We start from the raw sequence: 20527 nt of genomic DNA, 5'->3' as shown, positions 1-20527 counted from the left end.
CCTCCGAGTGTCGGTGAATAGCGCCGTTTGATAGCTCATCTGGTTTGGGACCAGAGGGTGGGGGGTTCGAATCCCTCTTCGCCGACCAAGATTAAAAATGGTGGTTTGTAGAGAACCGCTGTTAATGTCGGTGAATAGCGCAGTTTGGTAGCGCATCTGGTTTGGGACCAGAGGGTCGGGGGTTCGAATCCCTCTTCACCGACCACTATTAAAAATGGTGGTTTGTAGAGAACCGCTGTTGATGTCGGTGAATAGCGCAGTTTGGTAGCGCATCTGGTTTGGGACCAGAGGGTCGGGGGTTCGAATCCCTCTTCACCGACCACTATTTAAAAATGGTGGTTTGTAGAGAACCGCTGTTAATGTCGGTGAATAGCGCAGTTTGGTAGCGCATCTGGTTTGGGACCAGAGGGTCGGGGGTTCGAATCCCTCTTCACCGACCACTATTAGAAGCCTCAGTCGAAAGACTGAGGCTTTTTTCATATCTGTATTTCTATATTGGCTGAGACTAGCGCAGTTTGGTCGCGCATCTCTGGCTCTTCGTAAATGGTGGACCAGAGGGTCGGGGTTCCCCAAGACCTTGAACTGGCCTCTTCACCGACCACTATTAGAAGCCTCAGTCGAAAGACTGAGGCTTTTTTCATATCTGTATTTTTATATTGGCTGGGGACTAGCGCTGTTTGGTCGCGCATCTCTGGCTCTTCGTAAATGGTGGACCAGAGGGTCGGGGGTTTCCCAAGACCTTGAACTGGCCTCTTCACCGACCACTATTAGTAGTAGAAGCCCCATTTGTTGTCCTGAAATCGGTGTTATCTATTGGGTCTCCCTCATCAATAACTATCTTTAGCGAGGATATTAATCGATGGGGCAATTAGCATCACTCCCTTGGGTGATTTGAGTGACGGTAAATCCCTTCTGCTTGAGTAGTGTCGGGAGTCCCTGCTGGCCGATGAGGTGCATGGCGCCGACGACGACCATGTATTTGCCTTGGTGATAGGCCGGGCTGCTGCTGAGCGACTCTGCCCAGTTATGGTTACGGTCGAAAATCAAGGCATCGCTGGTTTGATCTGAGTACTGGCTTTGCTCAAACAATGCAGAGAGTTGTGCTTGATCGCCAGCGCGCCATGCGCGTGTTAGGCAGTTGAGCTGAGATTTCACGGAGTGCCATTCAGTAAGGGTGCTAATAAGCAAATCTTTGCCATGATCCGGCATTGCCTCCATCAGATCTACCTGCTGCTGGACACTTTCCAGCTCAAGAATCGGCATATTGTCATGCGATGCCCGTTTTAGCAGTTTGATATCAATACCTTGTTGAGGGGTGAGTCCCGCTTGTTGAGCCATGCTCATCTGGAGGCTGATGGCTGTCAGCCAAGGTGGGCTTTGGAGCAGTGCCGGATAAGAAAGTCCAGCTTTGTTGGCGATATCAGCAAGGGTGGCCTTTTCCACATCCGTTAGTATCGTGCCAGCACTCGGAATCGTCGGATCGAGGTGGGGTCGGGTTGGGGCAAGAATATTGGCCTCGACCACCAGCCCGTCGGCATTTGGCCATTGCTGCAGAAAAGCCTTTGGTAGAGGGAAGAGCTGCTCATTACCGGCATGAATAGAGCCGAGTAGGATGAATTGGCGATCCGGTGACTTGGCTAGCCAGACAGCAGGCTCCGCATAGGCTGTTGTTCCCAAAAAAGGGATTAACAGTAAGAGCTTACGCAAGAGCTTTTTTGAAAATCGAGAGAAAAACATAGCGCCTCGGTATAAATATTTATTCTCTCAACCTACCTTATATTTTGTTCCTCGGCGAGCATTTTGACGGGGCTTGCGGTGGGGGAAGAGCCCGGCATACAGCCGGGCTGAGATGAAGGGTTATTTATTATTCGGGTGGAGCCAGAACCACCAGATAATAAATGCAATGGAAATGATCCCAATTAAAGCAACCATCTTAATTCCCCTTACGATCTGAGGTCGGTAACTGTGCCCCCTTAGGGGTAAACAGTCTGAGTCTGTTGGCATTGCTGACCACGGTAATGGACGATAGGGCCATTGCTGCACCGGCAACGACCGGGCTCAATAGTGCCCCGGTGAACGGGAACAATATTCCCGCGGCGACAGGGATACCAAGAGTGTTGTAAACAAAGGCCCCGAATAGATTTTGTTTCATGTTGCGCAGGGTTGCGCGTGATAGCTCAATCGCATCGGCCACACCATGCAGCGAGTGGCGGACCAAGGTGAACTGCGCACTTTCTATTGCAATATCGCTGCCGCTTCCCATTGCGATGCCGATCTCGGCTTTGGCCAGTGCAGGGGCATCGTTAATACCATCACCAACCATGGCGACTTTCTTGCCTTGTTGTTGCAAGGCAATCACTTCATCGGCTTTGCCATCGGGCAGTACCCCAGCAATCACGTGGTCGATGCCTGCCTGTTTGGCGATAGCCCTGGCGGTGGTTTCTGTATCCCCCGTCAGCATGACAATATTGAGCCCCATTGATTTGAGGCGCGATACGGCTGCGAGCGAGTCATGCCTTATCGGATCGCTGATCCCAATGATCCCACCCAGTTGGTTGTCAACGGCGATGAAGATCGCGGTTGCCCCTTGTTCGCTGATCTTCTCTGCTGTGCTCTCTGTGTGTTCGGCAGCGATTTGAAGGGCCTGCATGTATTTCAGGTTGCCCAACGCAACTTGGTGTCCGCCGATTTTCCCTTCGATCCCATAGCCTGGCTTGGCGCTGAAACCGACGGGTGAGATCAGCCCGAGCCCTTTAGCCGTGGCTGCGCTGATCACCGCTTTGGCCAGTGGGTGTTCGGAGCCTTGCTCTAGGCTGGCAGCCCAGCTCAGCAGTTGCGTTTCGTTGAATCCCTGTTGGGGGTGGATGGCAATGACCTGCGGTTTGCCTTCGGTCAGGGTGCCTGTTTTGTCGAGCACGACGGTATCGATATCAGCTGCGATTTGCATCGCCTCGGCGTTACGGATCAGGACACCGAATTCCGCTGCCCGGCCTACACCGACGGTGACCGACATTGGCGTGGCCAAGCCAAGGGCACAAGGGCAGGCGATGATCAGTACGGTTGTTGCAGTGATCAGCATATAAATCGATGATGGTTGTGGGCCGACGTAGTACCAGATCATTGCCGTTGTGATTGCGATAATCATGACGGCCGGAACGAAAACAGCCGAAATCCGATCCGCAAGTCTAGCCAAGGCCGGTTTGCTCCCCTGAGCTTGACGAACCAGTTCGATGATCCTGGCCAGCATGGTGTCCTGACCGATTTTTTCGGCCGTGAACAGCAGGCTGCCGTTTTGGTTGATGGTACCTGCATGGAGTGTATCGCCCGCTTTCTTGTGGGCAGCTAGGGGTTCGCCGGTCAGCATGGATTCATCGATATAGCTGTCGCCTTGAGTGATGGTGCCGTCGACCGGGACTTTGGCTCCAGGTCGAAGCCGCAGCAACATGCCCGCCTTTACTTCTGCCAGCGGCACTTCGCGTTCGCGGCCATTGTCGACAACAATTGCTGTGGGAGGCTGGAGATCCATGAGTTGCTCAAGAGCTTTGGAGGTGCGGCTCCGGGCTCTAGCCTCAAGAGCGTGCCCAAGGGTGATCAGGCCAAGGATCATCGCCGAAGCCTCAAAGTATACATGGCGGGCCATATCAGGCAGCAGCTCAGGAGCCAGCACGACAAACATTGAGTAGAGCCAGGCTGCACCAGTTCCCAGCGCAACAAGCGTATCCATACTGGCCCGGTGGTGCTTGAAGGCTTTCCATGCATTGACGTAGAAATGACGCCCGACGGTTGCGAGTAAGCCGAGGGTGATGAGGCCGACCAGCCCCCAACCCCATTGGCTGGCAGTTGAGTTGATCATCATGTTGCCACCGAACACACCCCACGCCATCATCGGGATCCCTGCACCAAGAGCCAGATAGGCATTGCGCATATGGGTACGGTAGGTCTGCTCGTTCTGGGCTTGCTGGCGGGCACGACGAGACTGCTCATCCTCAACCAACTCGGCACCATAGCCACTATCCGCAACGGCTTTGGCAATCATGTCGGGGGTGGCCGTACCGTCAACCATAGCGGTGCGTTCTGCGAGGTTGACCGATGCATGACTAACGCCCGGAACAGAGCGGATGGCTTTTTCGACCGAGGCGACGCAGCTGGCACAAGTCATGCCGCTGAGCATGAACTGGCGGGCATTGGCGGTGATTGGAGCTGTTGGCTCAGTGGTAGCTTCGTTCACCGTATCTTGTTGCTGTGGCTCTAGGGACTCAGCCGTTTGTGGTGCGGTGGTATTCTCCTGCTCGCTATCCAAACTGGCCTCGAACCCTGCAGTTTTGATGAGTGCGACAAGCTGCTCGCTGCTGGATGTTGTCACGACAGTGGCTGCGGTTTTACTGACGGTAAATTTTTCGACACTGTCGCAATCAGCAAGGGCGGCTTCGACCTTGGCGACACATTTGCCGCAGTTCAGCCCACTGAGTTTCAGCTGGTAGCGGGTTGCAGGCTGTTGGGTGACAGCGCTGGCCTGATAGCCAAGAGAGCGGATGATTTCAATAACGGCTTGCGGAGCAAGGGATCCTTGTCCGGTCAGCTCTGTGGTGGTGATATCGAGCGCCATGCCGTCATGTTTTTCCAGAGCATCTCTGACTTTGCCGATGCATTTCCCGCAATTCAGGCCGGAGAGTTGCAGGTGGTAGTTGAAACTTGCGCCATATCCCAATGCGCTGATTGTGGCAATGGCGTGTTCAGCGGAAATATCGCCTTGGATAACAGCACGGTGCGTATCAACATCGGCTGATTGAACCTCGGGCAAGGCCGAGAGCGCCGCTTGAATTTTTCCGGCGCAGTTCATGCACCGTACTTTGTTGAGGGAAAGAGTTAGCTCTGCCATTGGCGTGCCTTTTCGTGCTCATTTTAGATGGTATGCAGATAATAGAGCTTCCATCAACTGGAAGGTCAAGCTATTTTATAATAAGGCATAGTCCTGGAGGATATGATGAATATCAGTGAAGTGGCTCAGCTTACTGGGCTGACGGCCAAGACGATCCGTTTTTACGAAGACAAGGGAATTATCTCCCCGCCGCAGCGGGCGGCAAACGGCTATCGCCTGTACGGTGATCGCCATGTCAACGAGCTGCTGTTGGTTCGCCGATCGCGGCTGGTGGGCTTTACCTTGGATGAAAGCCGTGAGTTATTGGCTTTTTCGCGCGATCCTCAACGTCGGAGTGCCGATGTCAAAGCCAAGGCCGAGCAGAAGCTGCATGAGATAGACGCCAAGATTAACGAGTTGGTGGAGATGAAGCAGACGTTGGCGACATTGGTGAACCTGTGTCCTGGTGATGACGGTGCAGAGTGCCCGATTATTGAAGGGCTCTGCTGCGAATCCCATAAATGAGTATTGTGGATATGACGAAAAAACAACGGCGGCCATTAGGCCGCCGTTGTTTTTTGGAATGTATACGCTAGCGTCGCGCGGTTAGTACATTAGGGCATATAGCTGGCGGCGGTATTTGCTGGCGATGGCATTGCCTTGCCCGAGGGCGGAAAGGATGTCCATCATGGTTTTCTTTGCTGCGCCGTCAGCGAAGTTGAAATCTTTGCGCAATAGGCCAATCAACAGTTCCAGCGCCTCTTCAGCACGTTCAACTTGGCTATATTGAACCGCCAGCTCGAAGGCGATGTCACGGTCAGCCGGATCAGCGGCCAGTCTTTCTTCCAGCAAGCGGATTTCAGGCGAGTCGCTGGCCTGCTTGTGCAGCTCCAGCTTGGCCATCAGCCCTTTGAATTTGGCATCCTGATCCTGCATTGGAATGGTAGCCAGCAGGGTTTCGGCTTCGTCGAACTGTGCGGTCTCGATCAGGCACTCGGCAATGGCAAGGTTGATCACGCCGTTTTGACTGAACTTTGCCGCCAGATCGCGCAGTAATGGCAGTGCTTCATTGTACTGCTGGTTGTCGACTTTGGTTAGGGCGTCTTTTAGAGCCAGCTCTTCTTGGCTTGGCATGTGTCGGCCAATCATTTCTCGCAGACTTTGTTCGTTTTGTGGCCCTCCAACCCCGTCAACCGGCTGGCCGTTTTTGAACAGAGCAACGGTAGGCAGGCTGCGAACGCCAAACTGGCCCGCAACCATCGGCTGGGCTTCACAGTTCAAGGTGGCAAGGATGAGCTGTCCCTGATACTGGCGGGTGATTTGCTCCAACATCTGATTGATCTCAGCCGTTTCCGGCATCGATGGGGCCCAGAAACTGATTACAACGGGTGTTTGCATGGATTGCTCTATCACCTGCTGTAGGTTTTGCTCGTTCAGTTCTATTGCGATGTGCTCGTACATAGCCAGTTTTTACTCCCTGGGCTGGGGGACAGTGTCCCGCAAATCATGTGGTCATAAAGATATAGTGAGGGCTATTAGCGTAAATTCAAGTCTTAGGCAGAGGAGGTTGGCGGAACTGTGCGGTGAAAGGGATTTTGGGTTTGATGCCTGTTAATGCTAGGGGCAGGGTGTCAGCGTGACATAAGTGGTATTTATAAACGGTATCACCGCCATATATGCTGAGATGGTGTTTTATCACATTTAAATTCTATATTTGACCATCAAACCCCCTACGATATTTAATCGACCTGTTAAAAAGTAACCAATTGATAGATGCCAGTAGATACTCGGCTCTGAGCCGCGAATGAACATCGCGTATGATGAAAAAAGGAGAGCCTCGCTCTCCTTTTTTATTGAAATGTCAGCAGCAGTGCCAGTGTCACGCAGACACAGAGGATATTAATTTGGCGCAATGTCATAACCACACCTTTGTTTTTTTAATAGGGCCGATGCAATGTAGGCTGCTGGTGAGGTTTTGGATTTTCCATCAGCTTACACAATCAGAATAATGCTTCTTTGTGACACTAATATGACGTTTCTTGTCATTTTTGATGAAACTGGCATGACATTGGATGAGATGGTTTTTTTTGATAGTTATAGTTACTGATATGGCCAATAAATGATCGGCCATAGCGTGAATTTATCTTGGTAAATAATAACTTAATGTATTTCCAGAGCACCCAAGACAACCATTTGTGTTGAAATTACAGTCAAGTCAGTCGCTTTTTGACACGATTTTATCCAGCCATTGAGTGGGTAAAATACGCCGTAGGACCCCCATGATGTAGGTTGGTTGGGTGACATAATAACGCGGGGCTGGTGCCGGGCTGCTGATGATAGCCTGAAGAGGCTTGAGTACAGCTTCTGGACCGAGGGTAAAGCGGTTGCTCGGCCCTGGTTTGCCAAGTCTGTCGAGGGTGCGTTGGTAGCCGCGTGCATGGCGGGATGCGGGCATATCAATATTGGCTTCGAATTGTGCCTTGGCATTGGCTCGGAATTGACTTTCGATGGGGCCCGGTTCGATCAGGCTGACATGGATCGGGGTATCTGACAATTCTAGCCGCAAGGTATCCGTGTAGCCTTCAAGGGCAAACTTGCTGGCGTTGTAGGCGCCGCGGTATTTCATCGCGACAAGGCCCAGCACCGAGCTATTTTGGACAATCTTGCCGCTCCCTTGCTTGAGCATCAGCGGGACCACCGCTCTGGTCAGGTGGTGCCAGCCAAACAGGTTGGTCTCGAATTGTCGGCGCAGGGCCTCGGTGGGCAGATCCTCTAGCGCGCCGGGCTGGCCGTAGGCGGCATTGTTAAACAGGAGATCCAGTTTGCCGTTGGTGAGAGCAAGGGCCTCTGCCAGGCCTGATTCAATAGAGGACTCGCTGTTCATATCAAGCTGGACGCAATGGAGACCTTCTTGTTGCAGGCGGGTGACGTCATCGCCGTTGCGGCAGCTCGCGACAACCAGGTGCCCGGCGTCATGGAGTGCTCGCGCACAATGGTAGCCAATGCCACTGCTACAGCCTGTGATGAGAATTGAAAGCATAGGTGCGTTCCTGTTGGTAATGATTAGTTGTCTAGGTGAGGTGCAATGGCGTCGGCCATGAACTCGGCGATCCAAGGCTGGGCGCTGGCGGTGGGGTGCAAGCCGTCCTCCATCATCCAGTTTGGCTTGAGGATGATATGCTCAAGGAAGAAAGGCAGTAGCGGAATAGCTTGCTGCTTGCTGATATCTTGAAACACTTTTGTGAACTGGTCGCTGTAGCGTTTGCCGTAGTTAGGCGGTACAACTATTTGCATCAGGAGCGGATATGCCCCGGCATCCTCGATCTGGGTGATCATATTATTGAGGTTTTTGCGTATAGTTGATGGAGGGAATCCGCGCAGGCCGTCATTGGCTCCCAGCTCGATCAGCACGAAATTGGGCTGGTGGCTGGTGAGCAGGGCAGGCAGTCGGGCCATACCGTTGCCGGTGGTGTCGCCGGAGATACTGGCATTGACCACCGTGACCTGATGGCCGTGTTTTCCAAGCTCCTCGTCGAGCAGGCTGGGCCAGCTTTGCTCTATCGGCATTCTGTAGCCGGCACTGAGGCTGTCACCCAGAATCAGCAATGTAGCGGCTGTACTCAGGGGCGAAAGTACGAGTAAAAGAACAACTGAAAGGAATCGTATCATGTCTACATCCGTGATTAGGGCTGTTTCTGTGTCCAAACAGGTTGCAACGGCAACCTCGCCATTGACCATTTTGCAGGATGTTTCGCTCGAGGTCGAGTCGGGCGAGGCGGTGGCACTGGTCGGTGTATCGGGGGCCGGGAAATCAACCCTGATGACCCTGCTCGCCGGTCTGGATGTCCCGAGCGAAGGGGAAATCCATCTTCTTGGTATGGCGCTTGCCGAGATGGATGAGGAGGCAAGGGCCGCCCTTCGCAGCGATGCCGTCGGCTTCGTCTTCCAGAGTTTTTTGCTTATTCCCTCCCTGACGGCACTGGAGAATGTCATGCTACCGGCCATCATCAAAGGCACGGCAGCAGACGAATGCCGTGCTCGGGAATTGCTTGGCAAGGTGGGGCTGAGCGGGCGTGAATCTCATCTTCCCTCCCAGCTATCGGGTGGGGAGCAGCAACGGGTTGCCCTGGCAAGGGCCTTTATGACCCATCCGCAGATCCTGTTCGCTGATGAGCCGACAGGCAACCTTGACCAGCATACAGCGGCAACGATTGCCGATTTGCTGTTTGCCCTGAACCGTGACCATGGAACAACGTTGGTTTTGGTGACCCATGATCCCCAACTGGCCAACCGTTGTGATCGGACATTTACCCTCGAGGGGGGAATGGTGGTGGACGTATGACAGATCTAAGCGAAACATCGCAGGTTCGGGGTGAGGTTAAAGGCGGCCTGCTCAACCGTTGGAGTTGGCGTGAACTGTGGCATGGCCAGCTTTGGCCGGTCGCCGCCGCCTTGACGATCATTATCGCCTGTGTTTTCTCCCTTGCGGCTTTGGTGGTCAGGGTCGAGAAGATTATGGTCGAGCAGGGGCGATCAATGATCGCTGCCGATCTGGTTTTCCGCTCCGCCAACCCGATTGAGCCGGCATTGCTTGAACGCGCGGCGGCATTGGGGCTGACCGAGTCGCAGCAGGTTCGATTCGGCACCATGGCTTTTAGCGACGAGGCGATGCAACTGGTGAGCGTGAAAAGTGTCGGTGATGCGTTTCCGCTTCGGGGCGAGTTGCAGCTGGAGGGCCCTGATGGGATGCGCTCTCGCGTTGCCCCCGGTGAGCTGTGGCTTGCCGAGCGCTTGCTGGGGCTGCTGGCTGTCGAGCCCGGTGACACGGTTGCCATTGGCGATGCCGAGCTGGCCGTCAGTGGGGTGATTCGTCAGGAGCCGGAGCTGTCTTTTAATCCTTTCAGCCAGATGCCGGGGGTGATCATCCATGCCGATGATCTTGGTCGTACGGGTGCCATCCAGCCCGGAAGCCGTGTTCAGTATCGGGCATATTTCAACGGTTCTGATTCTCAGCTCGAGCAACTCCAGGCGGCGACGGAGCTGGCTCCAGGCCAACGTTGGCTGAGTGAGACTTCGCAGGGGCGTACCGGTGATGTTATCGAGAAGGCCCGTCAGTACCTGTCGTTGACCTTGGTACTGGTGATTATGATGGCCTCGGCAACCTTGGTGCTGACCTGTAGCCATTACGTGAATACCCGAACCGATACGGTGGCGATGATGAAGAGTCTCGGTGCCGGGCGGAAATGGCTCTGGCAGTGGCTGGCGCGCCAATTGGTGATGTTGTTTACCGTCGCAGCCGTTGTTGGGGGGGCTGCGGGATACGGGTTGGAGTTTCTTTTGCGCTTGCCGCTCAAGGATGTGCTGCCCGCCCCATTGCCAGCTATAGGCTGGACTCCTTTGCTGATCAGTATGCTGGTGGCGTTACTGGTCGCCTTGCCGGGGCTGGGGATCCCCCTGTGGCGGTTGGTTGACGCGCCGGCATTGGCGGTGTTGCAGCGGGAGTTGCCAGCCCGTTCTGATCGGCGCCGCTATGGGTTGTTGGTACTTCCCGTCGTGATGGCGTTGTGGTTTGCCGGAGGCAATAGCTTGGTATGGCTGACGTTGGTTGGCATTTCCGGCTTGCTGGTAATGCTGGCTGGTATGGGCCTGCTGTGGGTTGCGATGCTCCGGCAAGTCAAATGGGGGGCCGCAATGCAGCTGGCGGTGAGCCGGATAAGCCGGAGTCCGCTGGCAACAGGGGCACAGCTTGCGGCACTGACCAGTTCGCTGATGCTATTGGCTGTGATTTGGCTGTTAAGAACGGATCTTCTCGCCGATTGGCAGCAGACCCTGCCAGCAGATGCTCCGAATGTGTTTGCCCTTAATATCGCCGATGACCAGCAAGGGGCCTACCTAGCCGCGTTGGACTCGGCTGGGGTTGAGCGGTCGGATGGTTATCCGGTGATCCGCGGGCGGATAACTCATATTAACCAAAAGGGACTGCTAACCACAGAGGGTAACGATCAGGCGGGGGAGCAAGATGAGTCCCTGCGCCGAGAGCTCAATTTTACCTGGCGGGATACGATGCCAATCCATAATGAGCTGCTCGAGGGGACATGGGGAGGACGCCAAGGTGTCTCGGTTGAGTCCGGTATTGCTGAGCGGCTGGGGATCGGATTGGGCGATAGCCTGTCGTTTAGCGTCAACAGTCAGCCGTTTAGCGCAACAGTGACCAGTATCCGCAAGGTTGAGTGGCGCAATATGCGACCGAATTTTTATTTTATCTTTACGCCGGATGTGATGGCGGCATTGCCAGCGACATGGCTGGTTAGCTTTCGGGTTGAGGCCGGGCAGGATGCATTGGTTAACCAGCTGGGGCGGGATTACCCGACGGTGAGCTTGCTCGATTTGAGGATCATGGCGACACGTATTCAGGGGATCATGCAGCAAATCTCGCTGTCGCTGTCGGTATTGGCTGGTGTCGGGGTAGCCAGTGGCTTGCTGTTGGTGATGACGTTGCTTCGTCTGAGCCTTGCCCAGCGTAGGCAGGAAATCAAGCTCTACCGGACATTGGGGGCCAGCCGAAAGCGAATTGCGGCCACGGTGTGGGGGGAGTACGGCATGATGGCTCTGATCGCCGGGGGAATGGCTGTGCTGGGGGCTGAAGCTGTGGTGGCCGCGTTGGTAAAATGGGGTTTCGAGTTGCCTTTGCGCTGGCATCCCGGGTTGTGGTTGGCCGTTCCGGTATTGTCCCTGTTGCTAGTGGTGGTGATTGTTCGCTCTATGATCGCCTCGTTGCTCGAGCCGTTGAAGGGGTAGGGAAGCTCGGGCAGCACAAGGCTGCCCGAATTGTTATGGTGTTAGTATGCGTCAGGAGCTAGGCCAGAAGATCGGCGAGGGCGGCATCAATCTGGCGAAAGCGGAACGTGAATCCGAGGGACTCGAGTTTTTCGGGAAGGGCTCGCTGGCCTTCAAGAAGCAGCGACGAGGCTTCGCCGAGGGCCAGTTTGAGGACGAAGGCCGGGGTGAACAGAATGTGTGGGCGATGCAGCGCAGCGGCAAGGGAGCGGCTGAACGTTCTGTTGGTCACAGGCTCCGGGGCGGTAAGGTTGAATGGCCCTTTTGCCTCGGGTGTATTCAGCAGGAAGAGGATCGCAGCAACCATGTCGTCAATGTGAATCCACGGGAAATATTGCCGACCGTTTCCGATAGGGCCGCCTGCTCCAAGTTGATAGGGTGGCAACATTTTTTTCAGGGCTCCGCCATTGCGCCCGAGTACGATGCCGGTTCGGAGCAGGCAAACCCGGGTTGCGGGTGATGAGGCCGATACCGCCAGTTGCTCCCAGCGACGGCAAACCTGATAGGCAAAATCATCGGGGTCGACAGAGCCGGAGACATCGAAGTCCTCGGTAATTTCCAGATCATGCTGGTTGCCATAGATGCCGACTGCGGAGCCACTGATGAAGGTTGCCGGAGGCTGGCTGCCCGCTTCCATTTTTTCCACCAAGGTTGCGGTGATGTCCCAGCGGCTGCGGCAAATCCGTCCTTTCTGAGCCTTGCTCCAACGTTTGTTGATAATAGGCTCGCCTGCCAAATTGATCACGGCATCGAAATCATCAAGATTGTCGAAGTGGGAGAGGCTGCCGATAGCTGTAACTGCTGTGCCGAGCAGTTGGCTGGCACTCGCTGGATCCCGGCTAAGTATGGTGATGTCGTGCTCGCCTATTTGTTTGACAAGATGGGCACCGATAAAGCCGGTTGCGCCCGTGATCAGTATCTTCATATGGTAGTCCCGTCGTCGTTTTCTTCTCTTTCTTATATCGGCCAAATCAGGAAAAAGTTCAAATAGTTGCTGATGAAGGGCGAGGGCATTTCCGTTCCCGATAGCAAAAATGTGGTCGGATTCTCGCCTTGGCGAACAAAAGTTGCCGTTTTCCAGTGGCGAGGCCTAGTTTTTATGGGGAATATGGCTGGAGGTCGTGGATGTCGGCATTGATTTCATTGTTGCGCGCGTTGCTGTCAAGTCTACGCGATTTGCTGCCAATCATGGCGGTGATCGCTTTTTTTCAGCTGGTGGTGTTGCAGCAGCCGCTGCCCCAGCTAGCTCCCATTTTAGTCGGGCTGCTGTTTGTGGTTGTGGGCCTCACATTGTTTGTCCTTGGGTTGGAGATTGGTTTGTTCCCGCTTGGGGAAGCGATGGCGCGGGCATTTGCCGCGAAAGGGAGCGTAGCCTGGTTACTGGCATTTTCTTTCTGCCTCGGTTTCGGTACGACCATTGCTGAGCCGGCGCTCACGGCCGTGGCGGCAGAGGCCGCCAAGGTGGCCGCGGGGGCTGGGGTGATTGCAGCTCTGCCTGAGGTCAAGGCTGAATATGCCATGGGATTGCGCCTGACGGTTGCGGTGTCGGTGGGGCTGGCAATCATGATAGGGGTTATCCGGATCCTCAAAGGCTGGCCTATCCACAAAATGATTATCTGTGGTTACCTGCTGGTGATGGCGATGACCTGGTTTGCCCCTCCGTCGATTATTGGTGTGGCTTATGATTCCGGCGGGGTAACGACCTCAACGATTACTGTTCCGCTGGTGGCGGCTTTAGGGGTTGGATTGGCATCCTCTATCAAGGGGCGGAATCCGATGGTGGACGGTTTTGGCCTGATTGCCTTTGCCTCCCTGACCCCCATGATTTTCGTGATGGCCTATGGTATTTGGATGCATTAGGGGGTTGGGTGATCGATGGCGTGGCGTTGCTTGAACATTTTGGGCTGACTTTTATTGCGACGGTGCGCGATGTAGCGCCGATCGCTTCGATTATCTTGGTATTCCAGCTTGCCGTGTTGAGAAAGCCGATAGGCAACTGGCCCAAGGTATTGCTGGGGTTTGTCTATGTCATTATTGGGCTGGCCCTGTTTTTGATGGGGCTGGAGTTGGCGTTATTCCCTATTGGCGAGGCGATGGCTTCTCAGCTTACGTCCCTGACATTTCTATATGACAGCGGGGAGGTAATACCGGCGACAATCCCGTGGAATGAGTATTACTGGGTTTACTTGTTCGCTGCGGCGATTGGTTTTAGTACCACCATCGCCGAGCCCTCATTGATTGCTGTTGCGCTCAAGGCAAATCGGGTGTCGGGGGGCTCGATAGGGGTCAATGGCCTGCGAATTGCCGTGGCCTTGGGCGTTGCCATGGGAATAGCTCTGGGCAGTTACCGAATTGTTGTTGGGGACCCGCTGCATAATTATATTTTGTTGGGCTATGTGGTGGTGGTTATCCAGACGAACTTTGCTCCCAAGAGCATTGTTCCGTTGGCCTATGATTCCGGTGGGGTAACGACATCGACTGTGACGGTTCCCATCGTGACGGCGTTGGGGTTGGGGCTAGCTTCAACCGTGCCGGGGCGAAACCCAATGCTTGATGGCTTTGGGTTGATTGCATTTGCCAGCCTGTTTCCCATGATCACCGTGATGGCCTACGCCCAGCTGGCGGCTTGGCAGGCCAAAAGGAGAGAAAGCGATGCGCTTTAAGTTGTTATTGGCTTTTGTCGAAGATGCCAAAACCGATGCCGTGCTCAATGCTGCCCGCGAAGCGGGGGCAACGGGGGCGACGGTGATAAACAATGCCCGTGGCGAGGGGCTTAACCAGAAAAAAACCTTTTTCGGGCTGGGGCTGGATGTCCAGCGGGACGTGATCTTGTTCGTCGTCGAGGAGCATCTCGCCCGCACTATCCTTGAAACCATTGAGCGGGTTGGGGAGTTTGATGAGGCTTCCGGGCAGGGGATTGCGGTTCAGCTTGATATTGAAGATGCGGTCGGGGTTGCCCATCAGGTCGCCAGTTTAACCAAGGTGGTGGAGGCAAAGCTATGAGCAATGCAATTGTTCGGGTTCGGGACGTTATGATGGATACCTATGCGGTGGTTGATGGCGTAGTGACCGTGGCCGAGGCGGTGCGGATTGCCAAGCAGCGCCAGATCAAAGCGTTGATTGTCGACAAGCGCCATGAAGATGATGAATATGGCATTGTGTTGATGAACGATATTGCCAAAAAGGTTTTGGCGCTGGATCGTGCGCCTGAGCGGACCAATATCTATGAGATCATGACCAAGCCTGCCTTGTCAGTACGGGCAGATATGGATGTACGTTATTGTGCCCGGTTGTTTGAGCGTTTTGGGATCAGCCGTGCCCCGGTGATTGAGCAAGGTCAGCTTATTGGTATGGTTAGCTACAACAATATTGTGCTCAACGGCATGCTACAGGATGGTTAGTACCAATCGGTTAGAGTGAGCCACAGTGCAGGCCAGCATGGAAAAGGTGAAGGCATCGGTGTAGGATCGGCTGACTTGTTTCCAATAACACGATATGCCATGAAATTGTTTTTTGCTTCTGATATTCACGGCTGTGCCGAGAGTACCCGTCGTACCTTGGCGGCTTTCGAGAAAAGCGGAGCCGATCATTTTATTTTGCTGGGTGATGTGCTGAACCATGGCCCGCGAAACGCCTTGCCTGCCGGTTATGCGCCAATCGACGTGGCCGATTTGCTCAATGAATACGCTACCCAGATTACAGCGGTGAGGGGAAACTGCGATAGTGATGTCGATCAGATGCTGCTGAGCTTCCCGATGATGGCTGATTATAATTTGGTGCTGTTGCCATCGGGGCGACGTTTGTTCCTGACCCACGGGCATTTGTACAATGCCGAAAAGCACCCGCCACTGCGTGATGGTGATGTGGTTGTGTCCGGCCATACCCACCTGCCGGTTGCTGAGAAACAGGGCAATATCTATGCTTTCAACCCTGGTTCGGTGACTATTCCTCGCGGTGAGCACCAAGCCAGCTATGGTATGTTGGAAGAGAATACCTTGAAGGTTGTTACCTTCGAGGGAGAGGTGATTTGCTCGGTTGAGTTAGCCGAATAAAAACGCCTCTCAACAGGGCCCTTAGGTCGCTCCTGATTAGAAACGCACTCCGGTGCGTTTTTTTACGTTTGGATAAAGAGAATCTAGGTGAATTGAAGGACCGGTTTGTGTCGCATTTTGGGAGGTAACTAACAAGCTTTGCCATAACCGGATAAATGCCTCTGGAAGGATCTGCACAAAGATGAAATGCTTACCTCTATTAGGACAATGGCAGGTAGTTTGAATGAATAATAATTTGCTAGGGATTGTATTGAGCGGCCTACTCGTTGCGTCTGGACTTGGTGCGGGCGGTTACTTTATCGGGCAGACGATGTACAACGCCAAGGTTGCGATGAATACAGCGGAAGTCAAAGGGTTGGCGGAAAAGCGTGTGGAAGCGGATACCGCCAACTGGACCATGAGTTTTTCTAACCAAGCGAAAAGCAAAGCTGATATACCAGCGCTTTATCAACAAGCTGAGCAACAGCAACAAGAAATTGTAGCGATCTTGAAAGCAAACGGCTTTAGTGACGATGAAATAGAGATCGGCTTGATTGACTACAGCGTCTACGAATACCGCGATGACAAGCAGGTTGTGGTAGAGCAAGAGCATAATTTGACTGGGCGTATAAGCCTAGAAACCCACAAGGTACATGATATTAAAAAGGTCCGTGCTGAGGTAAATAAGCTGGTGGCAAAAGGCTACAACATTACTAATGATGCGCCGACTTACCGCTTTACCCAGTTGAACTCGATTAAGCCTGAAATGCTGAAAACCGCGACCAAAAATGCGCGTATCGCAGCTAATGAGTTTGCTGAAAATGCCGGGGTGAAAGTAGGGAGTATTCGCTCTGCCCGCCAAGGTAATTTTTCAATCACCGATTCAGGTGAAGAGTACGGTGATTTGTATAAAATTGAAAAGGATATTCGAGTCGTCACCAGTATTGAGTTTTATTTAACGGAGTGATGTTTTTACTTTGGATACCTGTGATGAAAGAGCGGTGATAGCGGGGGCTACCACCGTTTTTTTCAGTTAAAGCCCAAGCAGAAGTTTGATTCCGATGATGAATGTCAGTATTTCAAAGCAGCGTTTTATCAGGGCATTGCTTTTCTTGGTTGCGAGATGCGCGCCAAGATAACCGCCCAATAAGGAGCCCAACAGTAAGACAGGGATCCACGGCCAGTAGATCTCAGCGCCGCTCAAATACATGGTGGCAGCCCCAATTCCGTTCCAAAAGAGGCCTACGCTGACCAGTGTCGGCGCCACGGCTTGTTTATAGTCAAAGCCGAACCAACGCACCAAAAATAGCGTAACGAACAGTCCGGTGCCTGCCGTTAATGATCCGTTGAGAATACCAATAGAGCTCAAGCACAGTGCCCCCAATAGGTATCCATACCGATCCCTGTGGCAGGGAGCTGCATGTTGGCCGAGTTGCTGCTTGGTGAGTGAATAGAGACCCAATCCCAGAATGAGCAAGCCCAACATGGCTTCGGCTGCTCTTCCGGGAACGAACAGAATAACTTTTGCTCCGAGGCTGCCAGCCAAAATGACATAGAGTGCCAGTTGCCATTCGAGCGTACCGCTGCGAAGGTGCTTGATGGCAGCTCCCAATCCCAGTGCGACGCTGGCAACTTTATGGGTAGCAAGGGCTATGGCGAACGGCAGGCCTAGAAAGATAAGCAGAGGGAACTGGATGAGCCCCGCACCGCCTCCGGATAGGGACGCAAGGGTATTTGAAAGTAAAGAGCCTACAAATAGACCGAGTGTATTGATGGTATCCATCGTCTTTGTGTCTTCCGTGTCACAAGGGATATACACCTTAGCGCATTATTTAGATTGACGGCCAGTTTTTGCTGTTGTAATGGTTTCGGGGCTGGGGGGATTTCCCGTTATAAAAATGATCCATGATGTTTGTCGCGTCTTTTTACTTCGGTAAATTCGATGTTTAATCTCGGTTATTTCGAGCTCTTGTGTGGGCTAAACCTTGAATTTTGAGTCAATTAGGTTCACTATCTGCCGCCTATATTTAAATTGTTTCAGAATGTGTCTGGATGTTCTAAGCAGTGTATAAGAACTATTTTTGATTGAGTCTGGTTTGGCCGCTATGGAGATAGCGGCTTTTTTTTGCCTGAAATTCAGCATTAAGTGACATCAATACCGGCATAATATTTCTGTTGTAGTTGTTGACCTGTCTATAAGTGACGGGTTCAGACTATCACTAAGTTAAGCAAGAGAGCCTATTATGTTGACAATCAGCCAGTTAGCGAAACACCATAAAATTTCACGAACCACAATACTCTATTATGAGCGTTCCGGATTGCTGGTACCCCGTTGTCGGTCTGAAAATGGTTATCGTTGGTACGGCGAGAATGAAATCAAAAGATTGGAGAGTATTTTGGCTTACCGGTCTTTTGGGGTTTCTGTTAGTCACATTGCCTCTTTGCTTGATCGTGACAGTCAGGCAACACAAGAGCAGATATTGCGTGAACAATTTAATGCATTGGAAGACGAAATTCAGATGCTGCGCCAGCAACAAAAAGCGATTGTGATGCTATTGGAACAACCGACATTATTGGAGCAAAACATGGTAACGAAAGAGCGTTGGACTGACATTATGAAAGCGGCTGGTTTTAATGAGCAGGACATGCACAACTGGCATAAGCAGTTTGAAAAAATGGAGCCGGATGCACATCAGGAGTTTTTGGAATCACTAGGCATTGATGCTGAAGAGATCGTGAAAATTCGTCATTGGTCAAAAAAGTAAGGCTATATTCGGAAAAAACCGCCAACAATGTTAGCGGTTTTTTATGAGGAACGTGCCTGTTATTAAATTTTAAACTTGAGAACAGAGTTGCTCAGTTCAACAGAGAGCAGTTCCAAGTTTTCTGCCTGAATCTTGTTTTGGTTGATAACAGCTGCAGTTTCTTTTGATATATCATTGATATTATATACATTCTTATTGATTTCCTGTGTGACCTGAGATTGCTCTTCGGTCGCCGTGGCAATTTGAATGTTCATATCTTGGATTTGGCGAATTTCCTGCTCAATCAACTGGAGCATGTGGGCCGCGTCATCCGATTTAGACAGCGTATTGTGGGCACTACGTGCGTTGTTTTCCATCAGGCTAACAGAGTGATGAACTTGTTCCTTGAGTTTGGAGATCATGGTTTGGATCTCATCGGTACTCTGCTGAGTTTTGGTCGCCAGTGATCTAACTTCATCGGCTACCACTGCGAATCCCCGGCCATGCTCTCCCGCTCGTGCTGCTTCGATTGCGGCATTGAGTGCCAATAGATTGGTTTGATCGGCAATACCACGAATAACATCAAGAATACCACCGACATTTTCCGTTTCCTGCTGAACAATATTGATGGCATTTTGGATTTCGCCAAGATCATTGACGAGCAATTTTATATTGTCGTTCATCTCATCCACAATTTGTTGGCCATCTGTTGAGCGATGGTGGGCATCATTAGAGGATTTCGATGTTACGCTGGCATTTTTTGAAACTTCAGTAATGGTTGCCAACATTTCATTAATTGCGGTAACGACATGCTCCAGTTCCATGATTTGGTGCTGGGATGACTTATCGACGTCTACCGATGAATCGGCAATGAGTTTCGATGATTTGTGCAAGTCACTAGAGCAGTTATTGATGCTGACAATAATATCTTTTAGGTTGTTAGCCATAATCAGTGTTGAGCGGTATACACCAACATCTTTTGCACTCAGTTGAGGGATATCAGTCAAGATACCGTTTGAGATATTCTCAACAAGATGATTAATATCGTCAGGTTCTCCGCCAATAGGGGCGTAGATATATTTTCGTACAAATATTTGGCATAAGAACATGGCTAGAAGACTAGCCACGCAAAGAATGATGATACCAAGAATAAAGTTATTATTACTCTCTTTTTCTATTTCGGACACATATTCATAGTTAGCAACGCTAAATCCCAACGTTTCTACATTGGTAATGTAAGCAATGATATCGCCTTGTTCGCCACTATAGCTGATTTTGCCTGAGCGGTTTTTATATTGAGGGTAATCAGCATAAATATTGGTGTGTAGCATAGTGCTATCACCACTGGCGATCACATTACCACTTTTGGTTAGGTAGACATCAACTTTATTCGTCGCAACAGTTGATAAAACAAACTTATTGAGTTCATCCAAATATAGATCGGCCGCAACAACAGCATAAATATTGCTGCTGGCATCGTAGAGAGGAACGCTGAATGTAATGATCCATCTCTTTGTAAATTCATCGACATAGGCTTCAGTGAATGAGCGGTCATGACTACCATTAATAATGTTGTCAAACCAACTTTTTCCTTTGGCATTTTTTGTCACATCAAAACCATTTTTAGTAATGATGCCACCATTATTCATCGCAATATAGACATTAGATATTGCTGAATTTGATGTGATGTTAGAGAGCTTAGCCATTACTGCTGACATTTTCTCATTATCAGCAGTATCGATATCAAAGCTAGAGGTGCTTAAAATATCAAAATATCTTTCAGAGTATTGTGCTACCACAGTCGCGAGCATTTGGGACTGGGACTGCATTTTACTCTCGTGGTTCTTTATTGATGACTCACTAAAGTTCGACAAATTGATACTTGTAATTAGAGCAAAAGAGATAACAAAAAAGGATGTGAAGGCTGTTGTTATTTTTGTACTTAGTTTCATGTTTACGTTTACTCACGCGAAAGGTACGACTTATCACGAAATCAACATATGCAATCGTGGATTTATGGCTGCTATCTTATGAAATGGTATGATAAATTGTTAGTT

At 51.7% G+C, this 20527-nt stretch carries 18 protein-coding genes and 4 tRNA genes; 14 read left to right on the top strand and 8 right to left on the bottom strand.

Going from position 1 to position 20527, the window contains the following annotated elements; translation table 11 throughout:
- The first annotated feature begins 11 nt into the window (after positions 1-11).
- The 4 genes from ABT56_RS03750 to ABT56_RS03735 all read left to right on the top strand — a co-directional run bounded on the left by ABT56_RS03750 (position 12) and on the right by ABT56_RS03735 (position 440).
- Positions 12-88, top strand: a tRNA-Pro gene (locus ABT56_RS03750).
- A 40-nt stretch (positions 89-128) separates the two neighbouring features.
- Positions 129-205, top strand: a tRNA-Pro gene (locus ABT56_RS03745).
- A gap of 40 nt (positions 206-245) precedes the next feature.
- Positions 246-322 (top strand) — tRNA-Pro (locus ABT56_RS03740).
- A 41-nt stretch (positions 323-363) separates the two neighbouring features.
- Positions 364-440 (top strand) — tRNA-Pro (locus ABT56_RS03735).
- A 412-nt stretch (positions 441-852) separates the two neighbouring features.
- Here the strand turns inward: ABT56_RS03735 and ABT56_RS03725 are convergent.
- Complete coding sequence (locus tag ABT56_RS03725; protein WP_240478240.1) at positions 853-1707, bottom strand: TraB/GumN family protein; 855 nt, start codon at positions 1705-1707, stop codon at positions 853-855.
- Positions 1708-1933: 226 nt separating this feature from the next.
- On the bottom strand, positions 1934-4879 hold the full coding sequence (locus tag ABT56_RS03720) for a cation transporter (protein WP_047877469.1): 2946 nt from the start codon (positions 4877-4879) through the stop codon (positions 1934-1936).
- A gap of 105 nt (positions 4880-4984) precedes the next feature.
- On the opposite strand from ABT56_RS03720, the gene cueR reads away from it, so the two are divergent.
- Positions 4985-5383: a Cu(I)-responsive transcriptional regulator gene (gene cueR, locus ABT56_RS03715; protein ID WP_047877468.1), complete on the top strand. Its 399-nt coding sequence runs from the start codon at positions 4985-4987 to the stop codon at positions 5381-5383.
- A gap of 81 nt (positions 5384-5464) precedes the next feature.
- Here the strand turns inward: cueR and ABT56_RS03710 are convergent, their stop codons facing one another.
- From ABT56_RS03710 to tesA, 3 genes are all read right to left on the bottom strand, one after another.
- A complete protein-coding gene (locus ABT56_RS03710; protein ID WP_047877467.1) occupies positions 5465-6319 on the bottom strand; it encodes a co-chaperone YbbN in 855 nt (284 codons plus the stop codon).
- Between the two features lie 754 nt (positions 6320-7073).
- The gene (locus tag ABT56_RS03705) at positions 7074-7898 is read right to left on the bottom strand and encodes an SDR family oxidoreductase (RefSeq protein WP_047877466.1); all 825 of its coding nucleotides are present in this window, start codon (positions 7896-7898) and stop codon (positions 7074-7076) included.
- 23 nt (positions 7899-7921) lie between these two features.
- A complete protein-coding gene (gene tesA, locus ABT56_RS03700) occupies positions 7922-8527 on the bottom strand; it encodes a multifunctional acyl-CoA thioesterase I/protease I/lysophospholipase L1 (protein WP_047877465.1) in 606 nt (201 codons plus the stop codon).
- Here tesA and ABT56_RS03695 point away from each other — a divergent pair.
- Together ABT56_RS03695 and ABT56_RS03690 are read left to right on the top strand one after the other, a co-directional pair.
- A complete protein-coding gene (locus tag ABT56_RS03695) occupies positions 8526-9200 on the top strand; it encodes an ABC transporter ATP-binding protein (protein ID WP_047877464.1) in 675 nt (224 codons plus the stop codon). The two genes, tesA and ABT56_RS03695, sit on opposite strands and share 2 nt — an antisense overlap.
- Entirely contained in the window at positions 9197-11656 is a 2460-nt protein-coding gene (locus ABT56_RS03690) for an ABC transporter permease (protein ID WP_047877463.1), read from the top strand. The genes ABT56_RS03695 and ABT56_RS03690 overlap by 4 nt, the downstream gene beginning before the upstream one ends.
- A gap of 58 nt (positions 11657-11714) precedes the next feature.
- Here ABT56_RS03690 and ABT56_RS03685 read toward each other — a convergent pair whose 3' ends face one another.
- Positions 11715-12620, bottom strand: a complete 906-nt coding sequence (locus ABT56_RS03685) for a TIGR01777 family oxidoreductase (RefSeq protein ID WP_047877462.1) — start codon at positions 12618-12620, stop codon at positions 11715-11717.
- Between the two features lie 200 nt (positions 12621-12820).
- Here ABT56_RS03685 and ABT56_RS03680 point away from each other — a divergent pair, with 200 nt between their 5' ends.
- The 6 genes from ABT56_RS03680 (at position 12821) to ABT56_RS03655 (ending at position 16693) form a co-directional block, all read left to right on the top strand.
- The gene (locus ABT56_RS03680) at positions 12821-13555 is read left to right on the top strand and encodes a DUF1538 domain-containing protein (RefSeq protein ID WP_047877461.1); all 735 of its coding nucleotides are present in this window, start codon (positions 12821-12823) and stop codon (positions 13553-13555) included.
- A gap of 8 nt (positions 13556-13563) precedes the next feature.
- Positions 13564-14358 carry a DUF1538 domain-containing protein gene (locus ABT56_RS03675; RefSeq protein WP_084722140.1) on the top strand — a complete coding sequence of 265 codons (795 nt, stop codon included), beginning with the start codon at positions 13564-13566 and terminating at the stop codon, positions 14356-14358.
- Positions 14348-14698 (top strand): P-II family nitrogen regulator, encoded by a 351-nt coding sequence (locus tag ABT56_RS03670; protein ID WP_047877460.1) that lies wholly within the window; start codon positions 14348-14350, stop codon positions 14696-14698. The genes ABT56_RS03675 and ABT56_RS03670 overlap by 11 nt, the downstream gene beginning before the upstream one ends.
- Positions 14695-15096: a CBS domain-containing protein gene (locus ABT56_RS03665; RefSeq protein ID WP_047877459.1), complete on the top strand. Its 402-nt coding sequence runs from the start codon at positions 14695-14697 to the stop codon at positions 15094-15096. The genes ABT56_RS03670 and ABT56_RS03665 overlap by 4 nt, the downstream gene beginning before the upstream one ends.
- 99 nt (positions 15097-15195) lie before the next feature.
- On the top strand, positions 15196-15747 hold the full coding sequence (gene yfcE / locus ABT56_RS03660) for a phosphodiesterase (protein ID WP_047877458.1): 552 nt from the start codon (positions 15196-15198) through the stop codon (positions 15745-15747).
- Between the two features lie 223 nt (positions 15748-15970).
- Entirely contained in the window at positions 15971-16693 is a 723-nt protein-coding gene (locus ABT56_RS03655; RefSeq protein ID WP_047877457.1) for an SIMPL domain-containing protein, read from the top strand.
- Between the two features lie 66 nt (positions 16694-16759).
- Here ABT56_RS03655 and ABT56_RS03650 read toward each other — a convergent pair whose 3' ends face one another.
- Complete coding sequence (locus tag ABT56_RS03650; protein ID WP_047877456.1) at positions 16760-17509, bottom strand: sulfite exporter TauE/SafE family protein; 750 nt, start codon at positions 17507-17509, stop codon at positions 16760-16762.
- A gap of 460 nt (positions 17510-17969) precedes the next feature.
- Here ABT56_RS03650 and ABT56_RS03645 point away from each other — a divergent pair, with 460 nt between their 5' ends.
- A complete protein-coding gene (locus tag ABT56_RS03645; RefSeq protein WP_047877455.1) occupies positions 17970-18491 on the top strand; it encodes a MerR family transcriptional regulator in 522 nt (173 codons plus the stop codon).
- 62 nt (positions 18492-18553) lie between these two features.
- Here the strand turns inward: ABT56_RS03645 and ABT56_RS03640 are convergent, their stop codons facing one another.
- Complete coding sequence (locus tag ABT56_RS03640; RefSeq protein ID WP_047877454.1) at positions 18554-20422, bottom strand: methyl-accepting chemotaxis protein; 1869 nt, start codon at positions 20420-20422, stop codon at positions 18554-18556.
- Positions 20423-20527: the final 105 nt, after the last annotated feature.

It is taken from the genome of Photobacterium aquae, assembly GCF_001029445.1.
Taxonomy (GTDB): domain Bacteria; phylum Pseudomonadota; class Gammaproteobacteria; order Enterobacterales; family Vibrionaceae; genus Photobacterium; species Photobacterium aquae.
This window is presented reverse-complemented; position numbering and strand designations above follow the sequence as displayed.

Excerpts from the sequence above, each read along its gene's own strand:
- ABT56_RS03720 (WP_047877469.1), bottom strand. The coding sequence starts at position 4,879 with ATGGCAGAGCTAACTCTTTCCCTCAACAAAGTACGGTGCATGAACTGC.
- cueR (WP_047877468.1), top strand. The coding sequence starts at position 4,985 with ATGAATATCAGTGAAGTGGCTCAGCTTACTGGGCTGACGGCCAAGACG.
- ABT56_RS03710 (WP_047877467.1), bottom strand. The coding sequence starts at position 6,319 with ATGTACGAGCACATCGCAATAGAACTGAACGAGCAAAACCTACAGCAG.
- ABT56_RS03705 (WP_047877466.1), bottom strand. The coding sequence starts at position 7,898 with ATGCTTTCAATTCTCATCACAGGCTGTAGCAGTGGCATTGGCTACCAT.
- ABT56_RS03695 (WP_047877464.1), top strand. The coding sequence starts at position 8,526 with ATGTCTACATCCGTGATTAGGGCTGTTTCTGTGTCCAAACAGGTTGCA.
- tesA (WP_047877465.1), bottom strand. The coding sequence starts at position 8,527 with ATGATACGATTCCTTTCAGTTGTTCTTTTACTCGTACTTTCGCCCCTG.
- ABT56_RS03690 (WP_047877463.1), top strand. The coding sequence starts at position 9,197 with ATGACAGATCTAAGCGAAACATCGCAGGTTCGGGGTGAGGTTAAAGGC.
- ABT56_RS03685 (WP_047877462.1), bottom strand. The coding sequence starts at position 12,620 with ATGAAGATACTGATCACGGGCGCAACCGGCTTTATCGGTGCCCATCTT.
- ABT56_RS03680 (WP_047877461.1), top strand. The coding sequence starts at position 12,821 with ATGTCGGCATTGATTTCATTGTTGCGCGCGTTGCTGTCAAGTCTACGC.
- ABT56_RS03670 (WP_047877460.1), top strand. The coding sequence starts at position 14,348 with ATGCGCTTTAAGTTGTTATTGGCTTTTGTCGAAGATGCCAAAACCGAT.
- ABT56_RS03665 (WP_047877459.1), top strand. The coding sequence starts at position 14,695 with ATGAGCAATGCAATTGTTCGGGTTCGGGACGTTATGATGGATACCTAT.
- yfcE (WP_047877458.1), top strand. The coding sequence starts at position 15,196 with ATGAAATTGTTTTTTGCTTCTGATATTCACGGCTGTGCCGAGAGTACC.
- ABT56_RS03655 (WP_047877457.1), top strand. The coding sequence starts at position 15,971 with ATGAATAATAATTTGCTAGGGATTGTATTGAGCGGCCTACTCGTTGCG.
- ABT56_RS03650 (WP_047877456.1), bottom strand. The coding sequence starts at position 17,509 with ATGGATACCATCAATACACTCGGTCTATTTGTAGGCTCTTTACTTTCA.
- ABT56_RS03645 (WP_047877455.1), top strand. The coding sequence starts at position 17,970 with ATGTTGACAATCAGCCAGTTAGCGAAACACCATAAAATTTCACGAACC.
- ABT56_RS03640 (WP_047877454.1), bottom strand. The coding sequence starts at position 20,422 with ATGAAACTAAGTACAAAAATAACAACAGCCTTCACATCCTTTTTTGTT.